The organism is Leptospirales bacterium, assembly GCA_019694655.1.
Lineage (GTDB): Bacteria > Spirochaetota > Leptospiria > Leptospirales > Leptonemataceae > SSF53.
Map to the genome: position 1 here is coordinate 124709 of JAIBBN010000004.1, position 21058 is coordinate 145766.

At 59.7% G+C, this 21058-nt stretch carries 20 protein-coding genes; 8 read left to right on the forward strand and 12 right to left on the reverse strand.

What is annotated here, in order from left to right:
• The first annotated feature begins 4 nt into the window (after nt 1–4).
• On the forward strand, nt 5–940 hold the full coding sequence (locus tag K1X75_08335; GenBank protein ID MBX7058062.1) for a hemolysin III family protein: 936 nt from the start codon (nt 5–7) through the stop codon (nt 938–940).
• Here the strand turns inward: K1X75_08335 and K1X75_08340 are convergent.
• Entirely contained in the window at nt 919–3489 is a 2571-nt protein-coding gene (locus K1X75_08340) for a YihY/virulence factor BrkB family protein (GenBank protein MBX7058063.1), read from the reverse strand. The genes K1X75_08335 and K1X75_08340 overlap by 22 nt on opposite strands.
• Nucleotides 3489–4235: a hypothetical protein gene (locus K1X75_08345; GenBank protein MBX7058064.1), complete on the reverse strand. Its 747-nt coding sequence runs from the start codon at nt 4233–4235 to the stop codon at nt 3489–3491. The genes K1X75_08340 and K1X75_08345 overlap by 1 nt, the downstream gene beginning before the upstream one ends.
• A gap of 128 nt (nt 4236–4363) precedes the next feature.
• Between K1X75_08345 and secA the strand changes: the two genes are divergently transcribed.
• Nucleotides 4364–7165 carry a preprotein translocase subunit SecA gene (secA, locus tag K1X75_08350; GenBank protein ID MBX7058065.1) on the forward strand — a complete coding sequence of 934 codons (2802 nt, stop codon included), beginning with the start codon at nt 4364–4366 and terminating at the stop codon, nt 7163–7165.
• A gap of 63 nt (nt 7166–7228) precedes the next feature.
• On the opposite strand, the gene K1X75_08355 is transcribed toward secA, so the two are convergent.
• Nucleotides 7229–7474, reverse strand: coding sequence for a hypothetical protein (locus tag K1X75_08355; GenBank protein MBX7058066.1), 246 nt, complete (start codon nt 7472–7474; stop codon nt 7229–7231).
• A gap of 6 nt (nt 7475–7480) precedes the next feature.
• Between K1X75_08355 and K1X75_08360 the strand changes: the two genes are divergently transcribed.
• Nucleotides 7481–7852 (forward strand): hypothetical protein, encoded by a 372-nt coding sequence (locus tag K1X75_08360; GenBank protein ID MBX7058067.1) that lies wholly within the window; start codon nt 7481–7483, stop codon nt 7850–7852.
• Here the strand turns inward: K1X75_08360 and K1X75_08365 are convergent.
• From K1X75_08365 to K1X75_08375, 3 genes are all read right to left on the reverse strand, one after another.
• Nucleotides 7849–8430 (reverse strand): CPBP family intramembrane metalloprotease, encoded by a 582-nt coding sequence (locus K1X75_08365; protein ID MBX7058068.1) that lies wholly within the window; start codon nt 8428–8430, stop codon nt 7849–7851. The two genes, K1X75_08360 and K1X75_08365, sit on opposite strands and share 4 nt — an antisense overlap.
• A gap of 125 nt (nt 8431–8555) precedes the next feature.
• The gene (locus K1X75_08370; protein ID MBX7058069.1) at nt 8556–9197 is read right to left on the reverse strand and encodes a YqgE/AlgH family protein; all 642 of its coding nucleotides are present in this window, start codon (nt 9195–9197) and stop codon (nt 8556–8558) included.
• 43 nt (nt 9198–9240) lie between these two features.
• Nucleotides 9241–10824 carry a peptide chain release factor 3 gene (locus K1X75_08375; GenBank protein ID MBX7058070.1) on the reverse strand — a complete coding sequence of 528 codons (1584 nt, stop codon included), beginning with the start codon at nt 10822–10824 and terminating at the stop codon, nt 9241–9243.
• 117 nt (nt 10825–10941) lie between these two features.
• Between K1X75_08375 and K1X75_08380 the strand changes: the two genes are divergently transcribed.
• Together K1X75_08380 and K1X75_08385 are read left to right on the forward strand one after the other, a co-directional pair.
• Nucleotides 10942–11586 carry a hypothetical protein gene (locus tag K1X75_08380; protein MBX7058071.1) on the forward strand — a complete coding sequence of 215 codons (645 nt, stop codon included), beginning with the start codon at nt 10942–10944 and terminating at the stop codon, nt 11584–11586.
• Nucleotides 11587–11671: 85 nt separating this feature from the next.
• Complete coding sequence (locus K1X75_08385; GenBank protein MBX7058072.1) at nt 11672–13111, forward strand: glycosyltransferase; 1440 nt, start codon at nt 11672–11674, stop codon at nt 13109–13111.
• A 16-nt stretch (nt 13112–13127) separates the two neighbouring features.
• Here the strand turns inward: K1X75_08385 and K1X75_08390 are convergent, their stop codons facing one another.
• The gene (locus K1X75_08390; GenBank protein MBX7058073.1) at nt 13128–13397 is read right to left on the reverse strand and encodes a hypothetical protein; all 270 of its coding nucleotides are present in this window, start codon (nt 13395–13397) and stop codon (nt 13128–13130) included.
• Between the two features lie 56 nt (nt 13398–13453).
• On the opposite strand from K1X75_08390, the gene gatC reads away from it, so the two are divergent.
• Genes gatC through K1X75_08405 form a run of 3 tightly spaced genes read left to right on the forward strand, consistent with a single transcriptional unit; the run spans nt 13454 to nt 16930 of the window.
• Complete coding sequence (gene gatC / locus K1X75_08395; GenBank protein MBX7058074.1) at nt 13454–13747, forward strand: Asp-tRNA(Asn)/Glu-tRNA(Gln) amidotransferase subunit GatC; 294 nt, start codon at nt 13454–13456, stop codon at nt 13745–13747.
• A 7-nt stretch (nt 13748–13754) separates the two neighbouring features.
• On the forward strand, nt 13755–15449 hold the full coding sequence (gene gatA, locus K1X75_08400; GenBank protein MBX7058075.1) for an Asp-tRNA(Asn)/Glu-tRNA(Gln) amidotransferase subunit GatA: 1695 nt from the start codon (nt 13755–13757) through the stop codon (nt 15447–15449).
• Nucleotides 15446–16930: a PLP-dependent transferase gene (locus K1X75_08405; GenBank protein ID MBX7058076.1), complete on the forward strand. Its 1485-nt coding sequence runs from the start codon at nt 15446–15448 to the stop codon at nt 16928–16930. Before gatA ends, K1X75_08405 begins: the two co-directional genes overlap by 4 nt.
• On the opposite strand, the gene K1X75_08410 is transcribed toward K1X75_08405, so the two are convergent.
• The 5 genes from K1X75_08410 to K1X75_08430 form a co-directional block, all read right to left on the reverse strand.
• Nucleotides 16927–17334 carry a zf-TFIIB domain-containing protein gene (locus tag K1X75_08410; protein ID MBX7058077.1) on the reverse strand — a complete coding sequence of 136 codons (408 nt, stop codon included), beginning with the start codon at nt 17332–17334 and terminating at the stop codon, nt 16927–16929. The two genes, K1X75_08405 and K1X75_08410, sit on opposite strands and share 4 nt — an antisense overlap.
• Nucleotides 17335–17350: 16 nt before the next feature.
• Complete coding sequence (gene tyrS / locus K1X75_08415) at nt 17351–18598, reverse strand: tyrosine--tRNA ligase (GenBank protein ID MBX7058078.1); 1248 nt, start codon at nt 18596–18598, stop codon at nt 17351–17353.
• Between the two features lie 61 nt (nt 18599–18659).
• Nucleotides 18660–19271 carry a UbiX family flavin prenyltransferase gene (locus K1X75_08420; GenBank protein ID MBX7058079.1) on the reverse strand — a complete coding sequence of 204 codons (612 nt, stop codon included), beginning with the start codon at nt 19269–19271 and terminating at the stop codon, nt 18660–18662.
• Complete coding sequence (ubiA, locus tag K1X75_08425; GenBank protein MBX7058080.1) at nt 19268–20155, reverse strand: putative 4-hydroxybenzoate polyprenyltransferase; 888 nt, start codon at nt 20153–20155, stop codon at nt 19268–19270. The genes K1X75_08420 and ubiA overlap by 4 nt, the downstream gene beginning before the upstream one ends.
• Nucleotides 20152–20937, reverse strand: coding sequence for a menaquinone biosynthesis protein (locus K1X75_08430; GenBank protein MBX7058081.1), 786 nt, complete (start codon nt 20935–20937; stop codon nt 20152–20154). Before K1X75_08430 ends, ubiA begins: the two co-directional genes overlap by 4 nt.
• Nucleotides 20938–21058: the final 121 nt, after the last annotated feature.

The following is a 21058-nucleotide window of genomic DNA, read 5'->3' on the forward strand; positions in this document are numbered from 1 at the left end:
GTTTTTGCGGGCCGCCACAGCGTCGATCCTTATTGGACAGCTCTCCCGCCGCAGCTCGCCAGAACTTACGGATGCAATTTTTTTGCATCCGCCAGCGCTGCGGCGCGGTCTCAGTCTTCAGATGTCCCTGCACAGCGCCGTACTTTCGCCAGGTCCAATGCGCAAACCAACGCGTCGATCGCGCCCTGCGCCGCCACGGGCGCGTACGCCGCGCCGCACCCTGCGCGCCGCCGAAGCAGAACTGGCCGACTTGCGCGCGCGCAGCAACCGTTTGCTGGAACGCGGCCGGCGTATGACCATGCGCTGGCGCCGGCAGATTCGCGCCGAGGTTGCTAACAGCGTAACGCATGGCGTTGGCGCCGGCCTCGCGATCGCCGGGCTTTGTGTGCTGACAGCGCTGGCTGCCCGTCACGGCGACGGCTGGAGGACAAGCGGCGTAATCATCTTTGGCGCGGCTCTTGTCGTTCTGTATCTGTCATCGACGCTCTACCACAGCATTGCACACCAACGCGCCAAGCGCGTACTGCGCATCCTTGATCACTCGGCAATTTATCTAACCATCGCCGGAACCTATACGCCCTTTCTGCTGACCTATCTGCGCGGCGCATGGGGTTGGTCGCTGCTTGCTACTTTGTGGGGTCTGGCCGTTGTCGGCGTTGTCTTTAAGTCGTTCTTTGTTGGAAAATGGGACGGCATTTCCACTGCACTCTACGTCTTGATGGGCTGGATTGCCGTCATTGCATGGAAGCCCATGCTGGAGCTGATGCCAGGCGGAGCGCTCTTCTGGCTGCTTGGCGGCGGCCTGGCTTACACCGGCGGAGTGCTTTTCTATGCCTGGGAGCGATTGCCTTACAACCACGCCATCTGGCACGGCTTCGTCGTGACCGGAAGCGTGTGCCATTTCCTGGCGGTCTTGCTCTATGTTGCCGGTCCGTTCTGATTGATCGGCGCATCCGAGACGCTTTTGCGCTCTTGTAAATCCCCGAGGCTCTCAATATTGTCCAGCAGCGGAACCAGATCGGCGACGCTGAGCTTGCTGGCCTCAGCCGCCAGCAGTCGGCTCATGCGCGCATGCAAGGCGGCCAGACTCTGTCGAAGTCGCTGGTCCAGAGCGTAGTCCGGCAGTTGAAATACGTCGGCAAAGAGCGCCCGCTGCAGAAGAGCGATGGTGATTTCACCTGGCGGTCGAACCGGAAAGTATTCGCCGCTGGACGGTTCGTATGCAATCAAGCCAGCTTCGCGAATCCGTTCGCGAGCGTAATCCAATTGCAGGTGTTTCCGCTCGAAGAAATAGAGCGCCATTTCGTCGGTGAGAGGACGCTTTTCTCGATAAAGCTTGTGGTAAACCAGAGCGATTAAGATCGCCGAGTTCCACAACAGTGAATCGGTTTCGCGATCAGCCGCTTCGCCATCGCGATGGCTGCGATACAGATAGGGGTGCTGTACCACATAGGCAGTTTGCAATCCAAACAGGATGATTTGCGTGGAGGCCAGAATGACGATCATCCCCAGCGGCAACGCCGCCCAGACGCCGTAGATGTAGGCCGCCGCCGTGAAATTTGCGGCCCATGTGCGAAAGAGTATGACAAACAGCAAAAGCGCGGTCGCCGTGATTCCGGCGCCGGCGACGGCAGGCCGCCATTCCACGCGGGTATTGGGAAAGAACAAATAGATCGCAGTAAACGCGCCCAGCAGGGCCAGGAAAATCAAGAGATAGAGACCGCTCTGGATGGAGATGCTGCGCACGTAGGAAGTACGCACAATGGTGCGCAAATCGCAACGCGCCAGCGGCCGGCCGCGCCCGTCGACTTGCTGCGATTCCTCGACCGGCGAAAGCTGCGCCAGTGCGCTCTGCTCGCCGGCCAGCAACCAGCCGCCATCCTCCAGCGGTTCGGCGGCGATCAAGTCGATCTTGTCCAGCCAGCTCGATTCAAAGCGGCGCCAGTTGCGCCCGGCATCGAAGCTGATACGCAAAAGTCCGCCGGCGCCAGCGACCAGAGCAACTCCATCCTCGCGCAGTCGAATCGTTTGTACATATTGACCAAAATCCAGGTCCAGGTCCGGAGCAATCGGGCCATCGGCGGTTTGAATCCAGAAGGCGCCATTGCGCGCTGCAAACCAGTTCTCGCCGCGCGGCGATGTAGCTGCAGCGCTGAGCTGCGCCGCACTGCCGCCGCTGATCGCTTCAAAGGGACCGGCCCAGCTCTGTCCATCATCAAGAGAAAGCAGGTAGCGCCCGCGACCCAGAAGAGCGATGGGCCCGGGCGCCTGGTTCAGCACGCTGGCCGGAGGACCCGGCGGCGCCACGACTTGATCCGGGCTTTGCTCCTCAGCTGGCGCTGGCGGCAAAGGAATCGGCGCCATGGCCGTCAGGCGCTGGTAGGCATGGGAAAACTTGCGTACGGTCCAGAGCGGAATTTCACGTCCGCGTTGATCGCGCGTTAGCAGCAGTGTGCTTGCGTCGGCGTTGGCCAGAATTTGCAGCCGGCCAAAGCGGTCGGCGCGGATATCGAGCAGACTGAGCGGTGCGGCGCGCTCGCCGGCCGTCAGCAGCGTCTCGAAATTCCAGCTTCGGCCGCCATCGTAGGAATAAAAAATGATGCCGCTCTCGGACATGGCGTAGACGTTCTGCTCGTAGCCGGTCAGTCGACGGAGCGCAAAGAAATCGCTTTCGGCCAGACGACTGCCCGGCGCCAGCGGCTCGCTGAGCGTCCGCCACGAAGGACCGGCGGCAAGCTTTTGCAAATCAACGTAGACCTCGCGCATCGGCGCGCGAGCATCAATGCGCGTGCGTAAGTCAATTGTAGCGCTCTCGCCATCGCGGATCACCCGGATCTCGCCAGTGGAAACGGCAATCATTCGCTCGCCGTTGATGCTCAAGATGTCGCTGTATTCTGGCGGTCGAATCTCATTGAACAAATAGCGTGCGCCGCTCCACATTGCGCCGCTGAGCAGAGGCAGCAAGGTAAAGGCGGCAATGGCCAGCAATACTCGAATCACGATCGGACGCTGCTTGCGCGCTCGATAGATGTGATTGAAGGATGACTCGACATGCTGCAGAAGGCTAACCGCTGAAAACAGCATGAATAACACGCCGACGCCGGTGATGGCATAGGAGCGACTGAGGATTTCGTCGAGAATGGCCAGGACTTGCGAAGCGTCGGTTAATCCATAGGCCGCCAGGAAGCGGGCGATGTTGCGGCTGAGGTCCTCGCGTTCAATGGTCGCGAATCGGACCAGCAGAGTCAAGAGTGGGATGATGGATATGACAATGGAGTAGGCGATGGCATTGGCGCGGACCACACAGCCGTCGCGCAAGTAGCGCTGCGTGGCTGCGCGCAATATGCGCGCAAGGTCGGCGAGGCTTGTGGCGCCGGCCGAAATTGCCGGCGCTGGATCGCGCACCAAAGCGTCGATGGAATGCAAAGCCTCGCGTGCGCGGGCGGCGCTGCTGCGCGCCAGATCGCCCACGGCAATACGCCGCGCCATCAGCGTTGTTCCTCCGCGGCCAGCTTCAGCAGCGCCGGTCGGTAGCGTTCTGTTTCGAAGGCCAGTTCTCGAATCGCCGTCCGTTGTGCGCGCGCTCCACGACCCGGATAAAAATCAATTATCTCCAGCCGTGCGAAGATGCGCATGACGTTTTCCGGAAAGGCAATGGAGGGCAGCGGCGGCGGCGCCTGGCGCAGGTCGATGGCGATGGGTCCAGACCGATCGGGCAAGAGGCCGGCCAATTCGGTCCAGTAGAGCGCTGGCTGCGGCGGGATATGACTGCGATCGAAGTCCGTGATCTGTTGCCGGAAAAGAATCAATCGATAGCGGCGCGGCCGCGCCGGCCGACCGTCGATCTGGTCCGGGGCATTCCAGATCCAGAGTGCGCGCAGCGGATCAAGCGCCGGCGGCTCGGCGGCGGAGTGGCTCAAGGGTCCAGCCCATTGCACGAAGCTGCAGCGCAAATCGAAGGCAAAGCTGCGACCGGCACAGAGTTGTCCATTTCTATGTAGAGGACTGCGCAAGTCGGGGCCATCGCCATCCGTTTTACCGTCGATCATTGCATCGGGCGCGCTCTGCGATGGATCTGCAAACTGGCTGGAGGAAACAATGTAGTCGATGTGCGACTGTTCCATCCTGTCGAGGCTCTGCATCGAACGGCGTAATATCCAGGCATCCATCAGCAGGGCCGCCAGCGGCAGACCAGTCGCCAGAAGAACAATACGACGCGACGCGCCAGGGGCCATGGACGGAGACTCTGGATCGCCGGCCGCCTGTCGGCCAAAAAATAGTCGCGGCCGACCCCTGCTGCGGCTTCTATGGAAGAATCTCCGCTCTCTGGCTTGCGCCGCACCCACTCACGAGAGGTTCCTTGATGTTTACACGCGTCGTTCACCTGGTATTTGGCAGCAAGCATGAGCGTGACATAAAGAAGATTCTCCCGCAAATCAGCGCAATCAACGAGCTGGAAGCGCAGCTACAGTCGATGAGCAACGCACAACTTGGCGCACAGACGGAACGGTTGCGCGGCCGACTGGCGGGCGGGGAGACGCTGGAGGAGATTCTGCCGGAAGCGTTTGCAACGGTGCGCGAAACCGCCTGGCGTACGCTTGGCATGCGGCACTTTGACGTGCAGTTGATCGGCGGCATCGTGTTACACAGCGGCAAGATTGCCGAGATGAAGACCGGCGAAGGAAAGACCTTAACCTCTACCAGTCCGATCTACCTCAATGCGCTCAGCGGGAAAGGCGTCCACGTGGTCACCGTGAATGATTATCTGGCCCGCCGCGATGCCAACTGGATGCGGCCGATCTACGATTTTCTGGGCATTTCCGTGGGCGTCATCCAGCACAATATGGACTATGCTGAGCGGCAACGCGCATATGCCTGCGACATTACTTATGGAACCAACAACGAGTTTGGCTTTGACTATCTGCGCGACAACATGGTTACCCAGCGCGACTGGCGCGTACAGCGGCCTTTCAATTTTGGCATCGTAGATGAAGTCGACTCGATCCTGATTGATGAAGCGCGCACGCCCTTGATTATATCCGGTCCCACGGAAGAGAATACTGAACAATACGGTAATATTGATCGAGCCATAAGACGATTGCTCGATGACGCCGCCAGGGCGCCCGAGCCGCCGCCGATTGAAGTGGAACCGGGCAAGGAAGAGCCGCATGTCATCCGCGGCTATTACTACGATGTCGACGAAAAGGCGCGCAATGTGCTCCTGACCGAGGAGGGCGTCAAACGCGTCGAAGAGATTCTGCACGTTGAAAACCTGTTTGCTCCTGACAAGACGGAATTGGTGGCGCACGTTTACCAGGCCTTGCGCGCACATTTGATCTTCAAGAATGAAGTCGATTACATCGTTCGTGACGGAGACGTGATCATCGTCGACGAACATACCGGGCGCACGATGGAGGGCCGGCGCTATAGCGATGGTCTGCATCAAGCGCTGGAAGCAAAAGAGCGGGTCACGGTAAAACAGGAAACGCAAACTCTGGCCAGCATCACATTCCAGAATTTCTTTCGAATGTATCCGAAGCTATCGGGTATGACCGGCACCGCCGATACGGAAGCCAACGAGTTCCACAAGATCTACAATCTCGATGTCGTCGTCATTCCTACCAATGTCATCGTGCAGCGCAATGACGCTCCGGACCGCGTCTACCGTACCGAAGGGGAGAAGTGGAACGCCATCATTGGCGAGATCCGGGATTGCAATGAGCGCGGACAGCCGGTGCTGGTAGGAACGATATCGGTCGAAAAATCAGAGTACCTTTCGAATCTGCTGAAGAAGGCTGGCGTGGCGCACAACGTGTTGAATGCGAAGCAACACGAGCGCGAGGCGGAAATTGTGGCCCAGGCCGGCAAGCCTGGCGCCGTGACCGTCGCCACAAACATGGCCGGACGCGGCACGGACATTGTCCTCGGCGGCTTTCCGCTCTACAGCAAAGATCTTGAGAAGCTGGAAGGCGTCGAGGGTCCGCTGGGCGAGTTTCGCGATCTGATGCTGAAAAAGAATTTTGATGGCGCGGCGCAATTCCTCCCCTCGCTGCCCGCAGAAAACGATCGCAGATCGGCGCGCGAGATCTATGAGCGCTCTCAGATCTGGCTGGCCGACCACAATCGAGTCAAGCAGTCCGGCGGTCTGCATATCCTCGGCACGGAGCGACATGAATCGCGGCGCATTGACAATCAGCTGCGCGGGCGCGCCGGACGCCAGGGCGACCCCGGTTCCAGTCGCTTCTACTTGAGCCTGGAAGACCATTTGATGCGCATCTTTGGCGGCGAACGCATCAAGCGCATCATGGGTTGGGTAGGCATGGAGGAAGGTCAGGAGCTTGAGGCAGGAATGGTAGATCGCGCCATCGCCCGCGCCCAGAAGCGAGTGGAAAGCCACAACTTCGACATCCGGAAGCACCTGCTGGAATACGACGAAGTAATGAATCGCCAGCGCGAGTTTGTTTACCTGGAGCGCAACAAGCTGCTCGATAACGATCAGGTGCGCGACGAACTCCTGCACTGGGCGGAAGAGGTTCTGGAAAGTCGCATTGTCAACTTTTGCGAGGGCAATGATTCGGCGCGCTGGGATCTTGAGGGTCTGCGCGAGTGGCTGCGCGGCGGCCTGGCCATCCAGCTGCCGCTGGATGGGAGCGAGTTTCATTCGGCGCGCAACGCGCAGCTGGCTTTGTTTGAGACAATCTGGCAGGAGTGCAAGTCCCGCTATCAAGCGAAGGTGGAGCAGATTGGCGATGCCAACTTCAACTATGTCGAACGTCGGATTGCGCTCGATGTCATTGACGCGCGCTGGAAGGAACATCTGTATTCCATGGACCAGTTGCGCGAAGGGATCTGGGCCACCGGCTTTGCAGAACGAAATCCGCTGGTTGAATTCAAGCTGGAAGGCTTCCGTCTGTTTGATCAGATGGTGGAGTCCATCAAGGAACAAATTACGGAGTTCCTCTTTCGCGTGCAGATCGAGGGTCCGATGACTCAGCCAGCGGATACACGGCGAACGCAGGGAGTTGCCCAGCACCAGGCGCTCGATGGCTTTGGCGGCGATCGTCAGCGACCCGCGCCGGCAAGTTCTGCGGCCAATTCGCCCAACTCCGCGGTATCTGGCGGAGGGGCCTCGCAGCGTCGTTCATCGCGCCGCCGTCGGCGCTGAGTCAGCAGCCAGGTTCCGCTCTGGCGACGGACGCGTTTCGGCGAGCGCGTCGTCGCGGTTGGATCATTCGCAATCATCAGGAGCGAGGAGCAAACAGGCTGCGGCCACATTGACATTGGGCTGAGCGCCGCTGCAAAGGGGCGCTCCGGGGCTGGCGGATCCGCCGCAACTGCGGGCCAGATCAATGTAGCCCAGCAAACATGCCGCCTGTAGATCAGTCTGCTTATCGCAGCGGCGGGGATCGCCGCCGCAGCCAGCCAACGCGACCAGAATGAGGGCCGCAGCGGCCAGTCGGTCTTTGAGCGACATGGGCCAATGCAAGCCCTGATGCCCTGCGCGGCAATCGAACATTTTGCAATTGCCGGCGACGGCGCCTGGAACAGGCTGCTGGCGAGGGACGGGATGCTCGATCTATCATCGCAAGGGCGCAGAGAGAACGGACTCATTGTCTGGCGCAGCGGGCGTCAGGACATTGAATTCACCGAATCTGAATTTGAGGAGCTCATTCTGGCCCTGCGCCGGGAGCGCCTCTTCGATCTGTTGTTGCGCAGCCGTCCGGCGTTGCGCGACCAGTTGATAGCTCTCTTCGGGCCAGATCTTGCTGAGGAAGGTTTGGAACTGGAAGACTTCCAGAATCGTCTGGAAACCGCCCTTCTGGATCTGGCCGCCCGGCTCGACGGGCGCTAGTCGAGGCGCGGCAATACTCGCACAAAATAGATCAGGGCCAAAAAGTCGTAGAGACTGTGCAGAGCGATTGGCGCCAAAAGACTGTTGCACCAGTACATCGACCAGCCCAGGAGCAGGCTCATTGCAGCGGCAAACAGTGCATAGAGCGGAGTAATCCAGTGCAGCAGCCCAAAGATCAAGCTGGCAATAGTCAATGCAGGGATCCAGCCCAGCTGCGAGGTCAGCCAGTTCTGCAAAAATCCGCGAAACAAGAATTCTTCAGCGACGCCGGCCAGTAGCGAGATGATGGCCAGATCAACGATACTGCAATGCCCGAGCAATTCGCGCAAAGTGTGATCCAGGCGCTGGCGAATCTGCCGTACCGGTCCCGGCGCAAAACGCAATAGCGCCATAAAAAAGGCGGCTGGCGGCAGGGCAAGGAGTGCGCCGTAGACCAGCGCCGTCCATTGCAGACGCAACGCGTGCAGCGGCCAGCTATCCAGCAGCCAGCCAAGCAGTAAGGACAGGCCAAGCAATGCCAGTTCAAACAGCACCGCGACCGAAAGCGCCGATGAGGCGCTGCTATTTTCTGTGGGCATAGCTGACAGCTTTTCAGGACGCTCTGTGAACGCTGCTGAAAAAGCGCCGCGGCAATCTATTCCAGCCAGGGTCCGAGAACGGATTCTGTATTTCGCTGCGGCAATCGATAGCGAATCGCAGCCTGCTAGTTCAATGCAGGATTCTGATCGCTATCGGCGAAGACGCGGTAGATGCCGCCCTTCTTGCGCAGCGCTTCTTTCCATCCGGTTTCTGGATCGGGATGAAAGACAATCTGAGCATCGGCCGCCTGATGAATCCAGGACCCAAGCTTCAGCTCGCTCTCCAGCTGGCCGCTGGCCCAGCCTGAATAGCCCAGAAACAAATGAATCTTCGGCCGATCATCGGCAGGTATTGCCTCCCAGAATTCATCCTTGAAGAATTTCTCCACGTTGCTGAAGGAAGGTTCGAAGATCACGCGCGGCGCCGGCCGAACTGCCGCCGCGGAGGGTTGATGGTCGGCGATCTCACTGTGGACTACAAACAGGAATTCCTGTTGCACCGGCCCGCCGACATAGACCGGCGTACTGCGGCTGCGCGGGCTGTCCAGCCGGGGCAATATGTCGGCCAGGCTCAGTTTGGAGCGACGATTGACCACCAATCCAAAGGCGCCTTCCTCATTGTGTTCCAGCATAAGTACAACGGTCTGGAAGAAGTTGGGATCGGGCATATTCGATTCGGAAATCAGGAAATAACCCTTCAACGACGAAGGATAGCGCGGGCCGCCGTGACCGGAGGGGCGAAAGAATGGATTGCCGGCTTCGCTCATTGTGACACTAAGAGCTTCCGGGGCGAAGTTCAGGCAACCGAAATCAATGCGGCGGATGCTCTAGAAGTTCCGTGTCCGGATTGTTTTTTTGAAAGCTCTGCAGTCGGTACTCGCTCTTAAACAGAACAACAGGTCGGCCTTCAGTATCTTTCACAAACATGTCATAGGCTGAGAATTTGTCGCGGTCGCGCTCATGAAACCAACGCGAACGCTCGTAGGACAGCGGTTCCAGACGACAGGGCGCCCCGTATTCATCCTGTAAGCGAAATGCAAATACATCAAACTGCAGCTGGCCGACGGCCCCCAGCACGTTCTGATTGTCCGCGCTCAAGAAGACCTGCACAATACCCTCTTCCGCAAGCTCCTCCAGACCTTTGCGAAATTGTTTCAATTTGCCGGTATCGGTCGGAATCAGACGGGCGAACATCTCCGGAGCAAAGCGCGGCACGCCTGGAAAATCTGGCGCCGGCCCGGCCGAAAGGGCGTCGCCAATCTGAAACTGTCCTGGATTGATCAATCCGATGATGTCGCCAGCCCAGGCGTTGTCCACCGTGCTCCGTTCTTGACCGAAAAAGGCCACCGGGCTGGAGAGTTTGACCGTTTTGCCCAGCCGATTGTGGCTGACGCTCATTCCCCGCTCAAAGGCGCCGCTGGTGATGCGAATGAAGGCAACGCGGTCGCGATGTTTTTGGTTCATGTTGGCCTGGAGCTTGAAGACAAAGGCCGTGAATGCGCCGTCGCCTGGATCGAGCAGGCCGCCTCCGCGGAGCGGAACCGGACGAGGCGGCGGACAGATCTCCAGAAATTGGTCCAGAAAAAGTTCAACGCCAAAGTTGTTCATGGCGCTTCCAAAAAAAACAGGCGAAATCCTTCCGTCTAAGAAGGACTGTCGGTCGAAGACGGGCAGGGCGCCCTGCGCCAGCTGCGCTCCTTCGTAAAACTGCTGGTAGGTTTCAGCGTCCATTATGGACTTCAATTCCGGGTCGTCAAGGCCGGCGGCGCTAACCGGCGCCATGAAGGCCCCGCCCGTGGTCCGTTCATAACGATAGACCCTTCGACTTTGCAAATCGTAGACGCCGCGAAAGTCCTTCCCTGAGCCCATGGGCCAGAGCATGGGCGCCGCGGTGATGCCCAGAGTTTGCTCAATATCATCCATCAAGGCAAAGGGATCGCGCGCCGGCATATCCATCTTGTTTATGAAAGTTACAATGGGCGTCCCGCGTTCGCGACAGACGTGAAAGAGCTTGATGGTCTGCGGTTCCACGCCGCGCGAGGCATCAAGCAGCATGACTGCGCAGTCGGCGGCCATCAACGTACGGTACGTGTCTTCGGAAAAATCCTCATGTCCCGGAGTATCCAGCAGGTTGAGAACATGGTTCTTGTATTCAAATTGTAAGGCGGCGGTGCTGATGGAGATGCCGCGGTCCTGCTCCATCTTCATCCAGTCCGATCGTGTCTTGCGTCGATCGCGTTTGGCGCGGACGTGGCCGGCCAGATGGATTGCGCCGCCGTAAAGCAGGAGTTTCTCGGTCAGCGTCGTCTTGCCGGCGTCGGGATGAGCAATGATGGCGAAGGCGCGACGCCTTGCAATTTCCTGCATCTGTGCGGCGTTGCGTTCGGCGGACATGCGGTCACAAATTCCAGCGTGCAGGCCAGGGCAAACAGATTCACTGCCAGCTGGAATGGCAAAAAAAAGTCCTGGCCAGTACGAAGGCAAGATGCCATGTTTTGCCGGGGACGCTACGTGAAGCAATGGCAACCGGAAGAGAGCTTCGAGAAGGCTGATTTTCCCTCCCGCAAACGACAAAAGCAAGATGCCGCTCCGCCTGCCTGGCGTCCGGAGCTTGATTTTGAGCGAGCCGACTTTCCGCGCCCGGCGACCCCGGCGCAGACTCCGTCGGCAGAATCGCCGCCAGCTGCAGGCAATGACTCTGGCGGCTCGCGCAGCATTCGTCGCTGGCTGCCCGGCAAAACCTCAGAGGCGTCGCCGGCGCGCGCCATTGATGCTGGCCAGGTTCTGGGCGGCGGCAAGGCGTCAGCTGCTTCGCCAGCTGGCGGCGACGGTGCGGGCGTTCAAAATCGGCTCCTACAGGAAGCAGCCTTGACGCGTCGCGAGGAGGCCCGTCATGTTCTGCGCCGCTGGTACTGGGAGAAAGCCGGGCAGGCGCAGGGAACGTTGGCGGCCATTGACCCGCACGATCGGATTGCGATAGTATTGAATCTGCTGGGCGCTGACGTGGCGCGGCGTTTGCTCGAACTTTTCTCGCCGATGGAGCGGCAACAGGTTCTATCAGTCCTGCGTCGGCCGATGCGACGCTATGCCGTTAACGAGCTGGCGCTGGTCCGCGCCGGATTCATGGAGGCCTTGCGCACTCCAGATCCGCAGTGATGCTCTGCTTGTTTGATATGGAATTGACCGGGCGTCGGTTTGCTCCAGGGTGATCGTCATGGGCAAGCGCAGCATCGAGGTCGGCGTGATAGCGGCGGCCGGCAAAGGGACGCGCGCCTATCCGCGCACCAGTTTTGTCCCGAAGCCGTTGTTTACTTTCGAGGGACAGAGTATTCTGGAACGAAATGTTGCGTTGATGTTTGAGACCCTGAAGGTAAAAAGACTCTACATCATCGTTGGCCATCTGCAAGAGCAAGTTCTGGCAGAAGTTGCACGAATTCGCCAGCTGTATCCGGGCCGTCAGATTGAAACTGCGCAATGGACCCAGCAAGGACTGGCGGCGGACGTTGCCAGTTTACGCGATCGGATCTCGGGCGACTTTGCGCTTGTACTGGGCGACGAGTTTTACTGGGATACAAACCATCAAGAAATGGCGCGAGTCTGGAAGCGTCAGACGCGCGCCCGGGCGCTGATTGCTATTCTGCGCACCTCGCTCCTTTCCGATATCCGCAAGAACTATTCCGTAGAACTGAGCGGATCGAGAGTCCAGGAGCTCATTGAAAAGCCGGAAGATCCTCCCAATGATTTGCTTGGGCTTGGATCCTACGTATTTTCCAGGGACTACTTCGACTTTTTCGATTCCACGCCGCCGGCCTCGCGCAGCGGCGTGGTTGAGCTAACGCAAGTCATTCATCGCATGGCCCATCAGAGCGACGTTCGCGCAGCGCTGCTGAAGGGACGCTATTTCAATATCAACTCGCTGGCCGACTACTACGCCGCCACCTATTCCATTCGCAGCGAAAAGTTTAATCGTTATCGAATCAGTCTGATTATGCCGGCCTTCAACAATGAAGCGACGATTGCCGATGCGGTTCACAATTTCAAGAATCAAGTACACGAGACCCTGGTGCTGGACATGGGCTCAACGGATCGCACGGCGCAAATCGCAGCCAGGGCGGGCGCTCGCGTAGTCCGAAACGCGCCGCCCGAATCTATGGCCTCGGCCCACTACGCCCCCGCCATCTATGCCGCAATGCGCGCGGCGCGCGGCGATATCCTGGTGCTGGCCACGGCAGACGGCGCCTTTCGCGCCGGCGATTTGGGCAAGCTGCTGGAGTATCTCAAGGATTGCGATATGGCCGCCGGAACGCGCACCACGCGTCAGCTCATTGAGCAGGGTTCTAACTTGAGTCCCTTCTATCGCTGGTTGAACGTATTCTTTGGCAAACTGGTCGAAGCGATGTGGTGGGCGCAGGAACCTCGACTGACTGATATTGGCTGTATCTACCGGGCCATCTGGAAGGAGTCCTTTTTGCGCGTAGCCAGCGGATTGCAGGCCCAGGATCGAACTTACTGCCTGGAGATGGTGGTAGAGATTATGCGTTTTCACATGCGCTGTATCGAGGCGCCGGTTTCCTACTATCGCCGTTACGGACAGGCGCCGGACGAGAGTTGGCCGGAGAAGTGGCGCTACTTTATGTCCGTGCTGCGACTGATCTTGCGCAAGCGGCTGCAGCGTTCCTGAGTTCGGGCGAGCTCAGTTAATTGGCGCGGTCGCTCTCCATCCAGTTCCTGATCATTTGCGCCGCTTGCTCCGGCTGGCTGCGCGCCAGGTTGCGTACGCCGTCGAGCATTGCCAGTCGTTCGGCTTCGCTAAGCGGACGCGCGCGGTCCATGCCAGTTGGCGCCGGCGCCGCCAGTCGCGGAGGCGCAGCATTTCCGGCCCTCTTGCGGAAAACAAGCCAGCCGCAGAGGGCAAGCAATATGGCGCCGCCAAGCAGCGCCCCGAGAATCTGCCAGTTACCGTCCATTGCCAGCCGCCGCCGGATCGGCTTGACTGCAGAAGGAAATCGCCAGGTCTTGCAGTATGCTGACTGAAGACGAATTTCGGCGACTTGCGCAGCTGTGCCGTCTGGATCCGGACGATACTAGCGTGGCGGCGGTGCGCGACGATTTCAACAAGATTCTGGACTACGTCGACAGTATCAAGGCTGCGGAAATCGGCGCGGTCAGCGTTTCGCCGGGGGAAGATGATACGCGCAACACCTTGCGCGTAGATCAAGCGCAAGCCCCGCTAAGCGCCGCAGAGATCGCCGCCATCGCGCCGCGCTGGGAAGCAGGGCACTTTGTAGTGCCTGGCGCAATTGAGTCGGAGGGTTGAATACAGAATGACCCTTAAAGTTGAAGAACTGCAGCGTAGCGCGCTGGATCATGCGCGCAGTCTGGAGCAAGGAGACTACACGGCACAGGAGCTTGCTGAAACAGCGCTGCAGGCTGCGCAGACGGAGGCTGATCTTGGCGCTTTCTTGCGTCTGGAAGGGGATCGGGTTCTGGCTCAGGCGCGAGCAGCTGATGATCGTCGCCGCAGCGGCAAGTCCCTGGGTTTGCTGGATGGCATTCCGGTAGCGATTAAGGACAACATTACGGCGCGCGGCGAATTGTGCACCTGCGCTTCGCGCATCCTCGAGAATTTTGTGGCCCCTTACGACGCCACCGTCATCAGCCGATTGCGAGAGCAGGGCGCCGTGCTTTTTGGCCGGACCAATATGGACGAGTTTGCCATGGGCTCGTCCACCGAAAACTCCGCCTTCCAGCGCACGCTCAACCCGCGGGATCGCAGCCGTGTGCCTGGCGGTTCCAGCGGCGGCTCGGCGGCGGCAGTGGCCGCGGGCATCGTGCCGCTGGCGCTTGGCTCGGACACTGGCGGCTCCATTCGTCAGCCTGCATCCTTTTGTGGAATCGTTGGACTGAAGCCGACCTATGGTCGCGTTTCGCGCTACGGTCTTGCCGCATACGCATCGAGTCTGGACCAGATCGGCCCGTTTGCCCGCAACGTGAGCGATGCGGCCTTGCTGCTGGCGGCCATCAGCGGCGTAGACCCGCGCGATAGCAGCACGCATCCCGAAGCGGATCGTCATCCAATCAGCTGGCAGTTGCCGCCGATTGGCGATTCCGAATGGAAGAAACTGCGTATCGGCGTTTTTCACAATGGCCAGCCGCCGGTTGGCGTGGAGAATGCGGTTGCCGCGCGTTACCAGTACTGCGTGGACGAATTTCGTCGGCGCGGAGCGACTGTACGGCCCTTGCAAAGCGCACTTGAAGAATACTTGATACCAATTTACTATATTCTGGCAACGGCTGAAGCATCAAGCAACCTCAGCCGCTATGACGGCGTGCGCTATGGATCTCGCGAGGAAAGCGCCGGGAATCTAATGGAGCTATATGTTCGCTCGCGTACGCGCGGCTTCGGCCCGGAGGTGAAACGGCGCATTCTGCTGGGCGGTTTCACGCTCTCCTCCGGCTACTACGACGCCTACTACAAGCGCGCGCAGCAGGCCCGGCGCCGAATCCAGGCGGAGTACCAGCAGTTTTTCCAGGAAGTCGACGTGATTTTGACGCCGACCTCGCCTGGCGTCGCCTTTCGCTTTGGCGAGCGCACGGCGGACCCGATTGCCATGTATCGCAGCGACGTCCTGACGATTGCCGCCAATCTCGCCGGCCTGCCGGCTATCAGTGTAGCCGTCGGCAACGACGACCAGGGCCTGCCTATCGGCATGCAGCTGACCGCAGCCTACTTCATGGAAAATTCGATGCTGCGCCTGGCCTCGGCGCTTGCTGAGTTTGCGGAGAATCGCCCCGTTGCTGGCGAAGCCTCCATCCAGCCTGCAAAGTCGACGGCGCCGACACAGCGCAAGGCTGTGCGCGAGTTGGCGACGGCGCCCGAAGCGAAGGCTGCGCCAAAAGCGAAGGCTGCGCCAAAAGCGAAGGCTACGCCAAAAGCGAAGGCTGCGCCAAAAGCGAAGGCTGCGCCAAAAGCGAAGGCTGCGCCAAAAGCGAAGGCTGCGCCAAAACGGCGCCGATGAGATCGTACCCCACCGGAACGCGACTGCCCGACTCGTTGCATGCTGTCTCCTGCAGTTTGCCAACGATGGAGTCGGTGATTGGCTACGAGGAAAAGAGGCCTGAGCTGCTGGCGCAATTGAGCAGCGGCTATCCGCGCTTTGTCAGCCATCCACTGGTGTTACGCTCAAGCGAGGTAGCGGCTCAGGAACTGGGCCTTGATGCCCAGACGCCGCGCGCGCTTCTCGGCAGCGAGTCGGCGGCGCGCGCCGCCATTGCCTATGCTGGCGGCGGACAGCTCCATGCCATTGATGATCTGTTTCTGGCGGCGACTGACGCCGGCGGCGATAGCGAACGATTGAGGCGCTTTGTGCAACACAGCGGCGCAGGCGTCTTCTCCAGGCAGGCCGAGGAGTTCTTGCTGCGCCGCGGACTGCTGTGGCAGCGCTTTGCCGAACAGCGAATGGATGCACAAGCCGCAGCGGAACACGCAGCGCAGGCAGTGGCAAAGGCCATTGGAGTCGGCTCTCAGGATGTCTACTTTGCCCGCTCCGGGATGAACGCATTCTACGCAATCTTTGAAGCGATTGGACGCATCCAGTCGCGCCGTGGACGAAGCAACTGGATTCAGCTTGGCTGGCTCTATCTCGACACGATCGAAATCCTTGCCGGCTTTCATCAAGGTCGCGTGGATATACTGGATGATGTCCAGAATCTCGATGCGCTGGCCAAAATCCTGAAACAACGCGGTCGACAGGTAGCCGGCGTGGTTACTGAGGCCCCGACCAATCCGCTGATTCAATGTGCCAGGCTCGATCGGTTGCAGGCCATGTGTCGCGAAGCCGAGGTTGCACTGATTGTAGATCCCAGCGTTGCCTCGCCGCTCAATGTGCGCTCCTTGCCCTTCAGCGATGCGGCGCCGGTCAGCCTGACCAAATACGCCGCCGGCAAGGGAGACGTCATACTTGGCGCGGTCGCGCTCAATCGGGACTCTCCCTTTTATGCGGAACTGCGCGACGAGTTGCCGCTGCAGTTGACCGCGCCCTTTATTGGCGACCTGCAACGATTGGCCTGCGAAGTGGATGAGTGGCCTGCACTCTGCAAGGCCATCAATTTCCGTACATTGATTCTGGCGCGCCACCTGGAGAAGCATCCCGCTGTGGCCAGGGTGCACTGGGCGCTCGCGGCGGAAAGCAGCGCAGCCTACTCGCAGCTTGCCTCGACAGACGCTCCGGGCGGCCTTCTGACCATCGATCTCTGCCACAAGAGCGCCGAATTCTACGACGCCTTGCAGTGTGCAAAAGGGCCCAGCTTTGGCGTCGAGTTCACTCTGGCCTGCCCCTTTCTGTATCTGGCGCACTACGATCTGGTGCGAAGCCCGGAAGGTCGAGAACGATTGCAAAGGGCGGGGCTGCAGCCGGAGTCCATTCGCATCTCGGTGGGCATCGAACCCGTTGCCGAGTTGCTGGAATGTTTCGATCGCGCCCTTGATGTGGCTCGTTAGTCGTGCGAATCACGCACGTGGTCGGTCAGTCCATGAGGCGTATAAAGCAACAGGCTGCCGCGTCCGGCGCGTTCCTCGTGCCATTCGCCGCGAATCTCCTCCAGCTCGCCGCGATCAAGGAACACGCCGCCGCACCCCGGGCATTCATCGATGGCCACAGAATCGAGCAGCTTGGTTTGCATTGTGGCCGCGCATTGCGGGCATTGCAGGCCGCGTTGCTTTAAGTCGCGCTGTGGCGCAGTTCCAGCGGCGCCGCCCGCAGATTCGTGGCGCAGCTGCGTCGCCGGCGTATGTTCAGCGCTGCGGCCGGCCTCCGCGCCGGACGCTCCATGGGGAGCTCGAATATCGGAGTCCGGCGCGCGAGTGCTTAACGGCCGCAGCGCTTTGATCAGATACTCCCACATGCCGCTGGTATGCAGCTCAGCTATGTAAAATCAAGTAACGTTTTTTTCCGATTTTGATATGGTATTCGCCCGGAAAGCTCAGCGTCCGCCGCGGATCTTCAACTACCTGTAGATCTTCGCCGATGCGAATTGACGAGGATTCGATCAACCGGCGGACCGCGGAGGCGCTCTTTTCCACCCCGGCCTCCACCAGCAGCTGCACAAGGCCGCGTTCGCCCTCGCCCTCTACGCGCATCCGAGGAGTATCTGGCGGAAGCACCATCTGTTTCCGACCGGCGCTGCCTTTTTCTCGCTCCCAGGCGGCGCGCGCTTCGTCGCCGGCGCCGGCGGAATGGAAATCATCGGTCACCAGCTGGCCCAGTTTCTTTTTCAAGTCAAAGGGCGCTTCTTTCAAACCGCTTTCGACTTCCGTCGGATCCAGGCGCGTCAAGAGCAGACAGTAATCGCGCAGCAACGAATCAGGAATGGACATGATCTTGGCAAACATCGAGAAGGGCGTTTCATTGATGGCAATATAGTTGCCGGCTGATTTCGACATCTTCTGAACGCCGTCCAGACCTACCAGCAGCGGCATGGTCAATACGACCTGCGGCCGCTGCCCGTACTCTTTTTGCAATTCGCGACCAACCAGCAAATTGAACTTCTGATCAGAGCCGCCCAGCTCAACGTCGGCCTTGAGCGCTACGGAGTCGTAGCCTTGAATCAATGGGTACATGAATTCAATCAGGGAAATAGACTCTTGAGCAGAATAGCGGCGCGAAAAATCCTCGCGTTCAAGCAGGCGAGCAACCGTATAACGCGCAGTCAGCGACAGTACATCTTCAAACGAAAGGCCCTGACACCAGCTGGAATTGAAAACAATTTCGGTGCGATCGCGATCCAGGATCTTGAAGACCTGTGTAGCATAGGTCTCGGCGTTGCGCGCCACATCTTCCCGGCTCATACGTTTGCGTGTAGCGTTGCGACCGGTGGGATCGCCAATCATGCCAGTGAAGTCGCCGATCAAAAAAAGTACATGATGGCCAAGATCCTGAAAGTCGCGTAGCTTGCGCAGCAGAACGGTATGACCGAGATGCAAATCGGGGGCTGTGGGATCAAAGCCGGCTTTGATGCGCAGCGCCTGCTTGCTTTGCCGGCTGGCCTCCAGTCGCTCCAGCAATTCATTTTCCGGGAGAATCTCGAGGGCGCCGCGCTGCAACAGGGCCAGAGCCTTCTTGCTTTCCGGCGATGCTTCTGGCGCGGCGGCGGAGGAACTCGGCTTCATCGTCGACATTCCGTCAGGGCGGGGTCCGCAGGCCAGGACTTTTCCACGGCCAGCGACGTCCTCAGGATGGGTTCCATGCTGGAAAGAGCCGGTGATCGATGCCAAAGAGAGCCAGCGCTCGACCGACGATAAAACAGGCCAGGTCCTCAAAGTTCTGGGGCGCCTGGTAAAAGGCCGGGCTGGCTGGTAGAATGATGGCGCCGGCCTCGGTCAAGGCTGTCATGTTGCGCAACTGCAGCAAAGAGTAGGGCGTTTCGCGCGGAACCAGCACCAGCCGGCGCCGCTCCTTCAGGCAAACCTCCGCGGCGCGCTCCAGCAGATTGCTGCTGTGACCGTGAGCGATGGCGGCGAGACTCTTCATCGAGCAGGGCGCCACTATCATTCCATCCGAAGGCGCTGAGCCAGAGGCGGCCCGCGCGCCAATATCGTGGTAATCCTGAATCAGGAACCTCGCTGGAACTTCTGCCGGCGCCAGGCACTCCGCAAGGTAGGCGGCCGGCGTCGCCGCCTCTCGGTTCAACTCCTGATTGTAGACGCGCAAAGCCGCTGGACTGACTATCAGCTGCACGCTCTGCAAATCGTGGACGGCAAGGGCGCGCAGCAATGCGCGGCCGTAGAGCGCGCCGCTGGCGCCGCTGATAGCAACAATCAGATTTCGAGGGCCGGCGCTCATGAACGTTGCAGCCACCAGTCGGCCAGGGCAAATACAAACAGGGCCAGCGAAACGACTGAATTTACCTGAAAGAATGCGGCCGGAATGCGGTGCAATCTGCCGCCGCGCACCATCCAGTGCTCCAGAGAAAAAAGCGCCGCCACCAGCGCCACGCCAAGGCCGAAAACCCAGCCTGCGCCGGCCAGCAAACCGGCCAGACAGAAAAAGCCAAGCGCCGCCAGATGGGCGAGGCGAGCGACGCCAAGGGCGGCGGCAACGCCAAAGCGCGATGGCAGGGAATGCAGGCCTTCGCCGCGATCAAAGTCCGCGTCCTGGCAGGCATAGAGAATGTCGAAGCCGGCGATGTAAAACATCAGGCCAAGACTCCACGCCAGCGGCAGCCAATCAAATTGTTCCAGTAAGGCAAGCCAGGCGCCCATTGGCGCAAGACCGATGGCAGCGCCGAGCGCAAAGTGACAGAGCCAGGTGAAGCGCTTGGCGTAGGAGTAGCCCAGTACCGCCGCCGCGGCCAGCGGCGACAGGGCAAAGCACAGCGCATTGATCGACCAGGCTGCAACAAAATAGACTGCCAGCGCCAGCAAGGTAAAGATCTGCGCCTGCCGCAAACCAACAACCCCGCTTGGAATTTCACGGCCAGCGGTGCGCGGGTTGCGCGCATCGATATGTCGATCCACGATGCGATTGAAACCCATAGCTGCGCTGCGCAGGGCGGCCATCGCCAGGGCGGCTTTTGCCGCCAGCGCCACCAGATCCAGCGACGGGCGACTGGCAAAAAGCAAACCGGAACGGTCGATGCCCTGGACAAAGGCAATGCCGGCGAGCGGCAAGGCAAAGATAGTGTGCGAAAACTTGATCATTCTCAAGTAGTCAGCGATTGCCTTCATGCTTCTTTCTCCTCCAGCAGGCCGCCAATTGGCGCGTCCAGCTCTTTTAGAACCTCGGAGAAATAGGCGAGACTCCGACGATCCTCGGCGTCGAGTTGATAATGCAGCGATTCGCTCAAATAGGAAAGGGCGTCGCGGTAGGGAGTCGCTGCCGCAATCTGGGGCAGCGCCGCCAGGCCGGCAAGCAGCGAATCCTCAAAGAGCGCATCGGGCAGCGGACGAAGACGAGGGTAAGCCCACAGCGCAAAAACAAAGGGAAGACCGCTTTGGGCCCGCCACCACTCAGCCAGATCTCTGCATTGCAGACCTTCCACTGGATTTGCTTCGAAGTCCAGGGCGGAATCGCCAATCAGCAGGCCAGCGCAATCGGCTTCTTGCTGGCAACGTTCAACAACCAGATCGGCGCTCAGGGCGATAACCTCGGGTCGTGCGCCAAACTCGCTGAATAGAAGCCATCGCAACAATGCCGTAGAGCTGCGCGAGGCTGCGTCGGCATAGAGTCGACGCGGAACGTCCGACGCTGCGCCAGAATAGAGGTACAATATCGAGCGTACGCGCTCTCGGGCGCAGACGCCGACCTTCTGGCAAGCCCCAAGGGCGTCGCCATGTCGTAGAAATTCCACACTGCTGATCAGCGCTGCATCCAGTTCGCCCTGTAACAGCAGATCACAGAGCGTCGCCGGAGTTGCTTCCAGGAGTTTGTATCCCTTCTGACTGGCATCGTTGCGCAGACCGTAGTCCAGAGGGCGGGCATTCACGAAACGCACCAGGCCAAGGCGCATCGCGCCAGACTCCCGGCCGCCCTCTGTTCGGCAATTCTCTCCCGCAACCAGGCGGCGAAACTGTTGCCGTCGCGAAAGCGCCGCCCATAGCATACCGGATGCGCCCAGGCATTTGGCAGCT

What these genes read in the sequence shown, in the direction of transcription:
- ubiA (MBX7058080.1), bottom strand. Translation starts at nt 20,155, where the DNA reads ATGAAGGCAATCGCTGACTACTTGAGAATGATCAAGTTTTCGCACACT.
- K1X75_08420 (MBX7058079.1), bottom strand. Translation starts at nt 19,271, where the DNA reads ATGAGCGCCGGCCCTCGAAATCTGATTGTTGCTATCAGCGGCGCCAGC.
- K1X75_08365 (MBX7058068.1), bottom strand. Translation starts at nt 8,430, where the DNA reads ATGCCCACAGAAAATAGCAGCGCCTCATCGGCGCTTTCGGTCGCGGTG.
- K1X75_08390 (MBX7058073.1), bottom strand. Translation starts at nt 13,397, where the DNA reads ATGGACGGTAACTGGCAGATTCTCGGGGCGCTGCTTGGCGGCGCCATA.
- K1X75_08355 (MBX7058066.1), bottom strand. Translation starts at nt 7,474, where the DNA reads ATGTCGCTCAAAGACCGACTGGCCGCTGCGGCCCTCATTCTGGTCGCG.
- K1X75_08360 (MBX7058067.1), top strand. Translation starts at nt 7,481, where the DNA reads ATGCAAGCCCTGATGCCCTGCGCGGCAATCGAACATTTTGCAATTGCC.
- secA (MBX7058065.1), top strand. Translation starts at nt 4,364, where the DNA reads ATGTTTACACGCGTCGTTCACCTGGTATTTGGCAGCAAGCATGAGCGT.
- tyrS (MBX7058078.1), bottom strand. Translation starts at nt 18,598, where the DNA reads ATGAAGCCGAGTTCCTCCGCCGCCGCGCCAGAAGCATCGCCGGAAAGC.
- K1X75_08370 (MBX7058069.1), bottom strand. Translation starts at nt 9,197, where the DNA reads ATGAGCGAAGCCGGCAATCCATTCTTTCGCCCCTCCGGTCACGGCGGC.
- K1X75_08405 (MBX7058076.1), top strand. Translation starts at nt 15,446, where the DNA reads ATGAGATCGTACCCCACCGGAACGCGACTGCCCGACTCGTTGCATGCT.
- K1X75_08410 (MBX7058077.1), bottom strand. Translation starts at nt 17,334, where the DNA reads ATGTGGGAGTATCTGATCAAAGCGCTGCGGCCGTTAAGCACTCGCGCG.
- K1X75_08430 (MBX7058081.1), bottom strand. Translation starts at nt 20,937, where the DNA reads ATGCGCCTTGGCCTGGTGCGTTTCGTGAATGCCCGCCCTCTGGACTAC.
- gatC (MBX7058074.1), top strand. Translation starts at nt 13,454, where the DNA reads ATGCTGACTGAAGACGAATTTCGGCGACTTGCGCAGCTGTGCCGTCTG.
- gatA (MBX7058075.1), top strand. Translation starts at nt 13,755, where the DNA reads ATGACCCTTAAAGTTGAAGAACTGCAGCGTAGCGCGCTGGATCATGCG.
- K1X75_08345 (MBX7058064.1), bottom strand. Translation starts at nt 4,235, where the DNA reads ATGGCCCCTGGCGCGTCGCGTCGTATTGTTCTTCTGGCGACTGGTCTG.
- K1X75_08340 (MBX7058063.1), bottom strand. Translation starts at nt 3,489, where the DNA reads ATGGCGCGGCGTATTGCCGTGGGCGATCTGGCGCGCAGCAGCGCCGCC.
- K1X75_08375 (MBX7058070.1), bottom strand. Translation starts at nt 10,824, where the DNA reads ATGTCCGCCGAACGCAACGCCGCACAGATGCAGGAAATTGCAAGGCGT.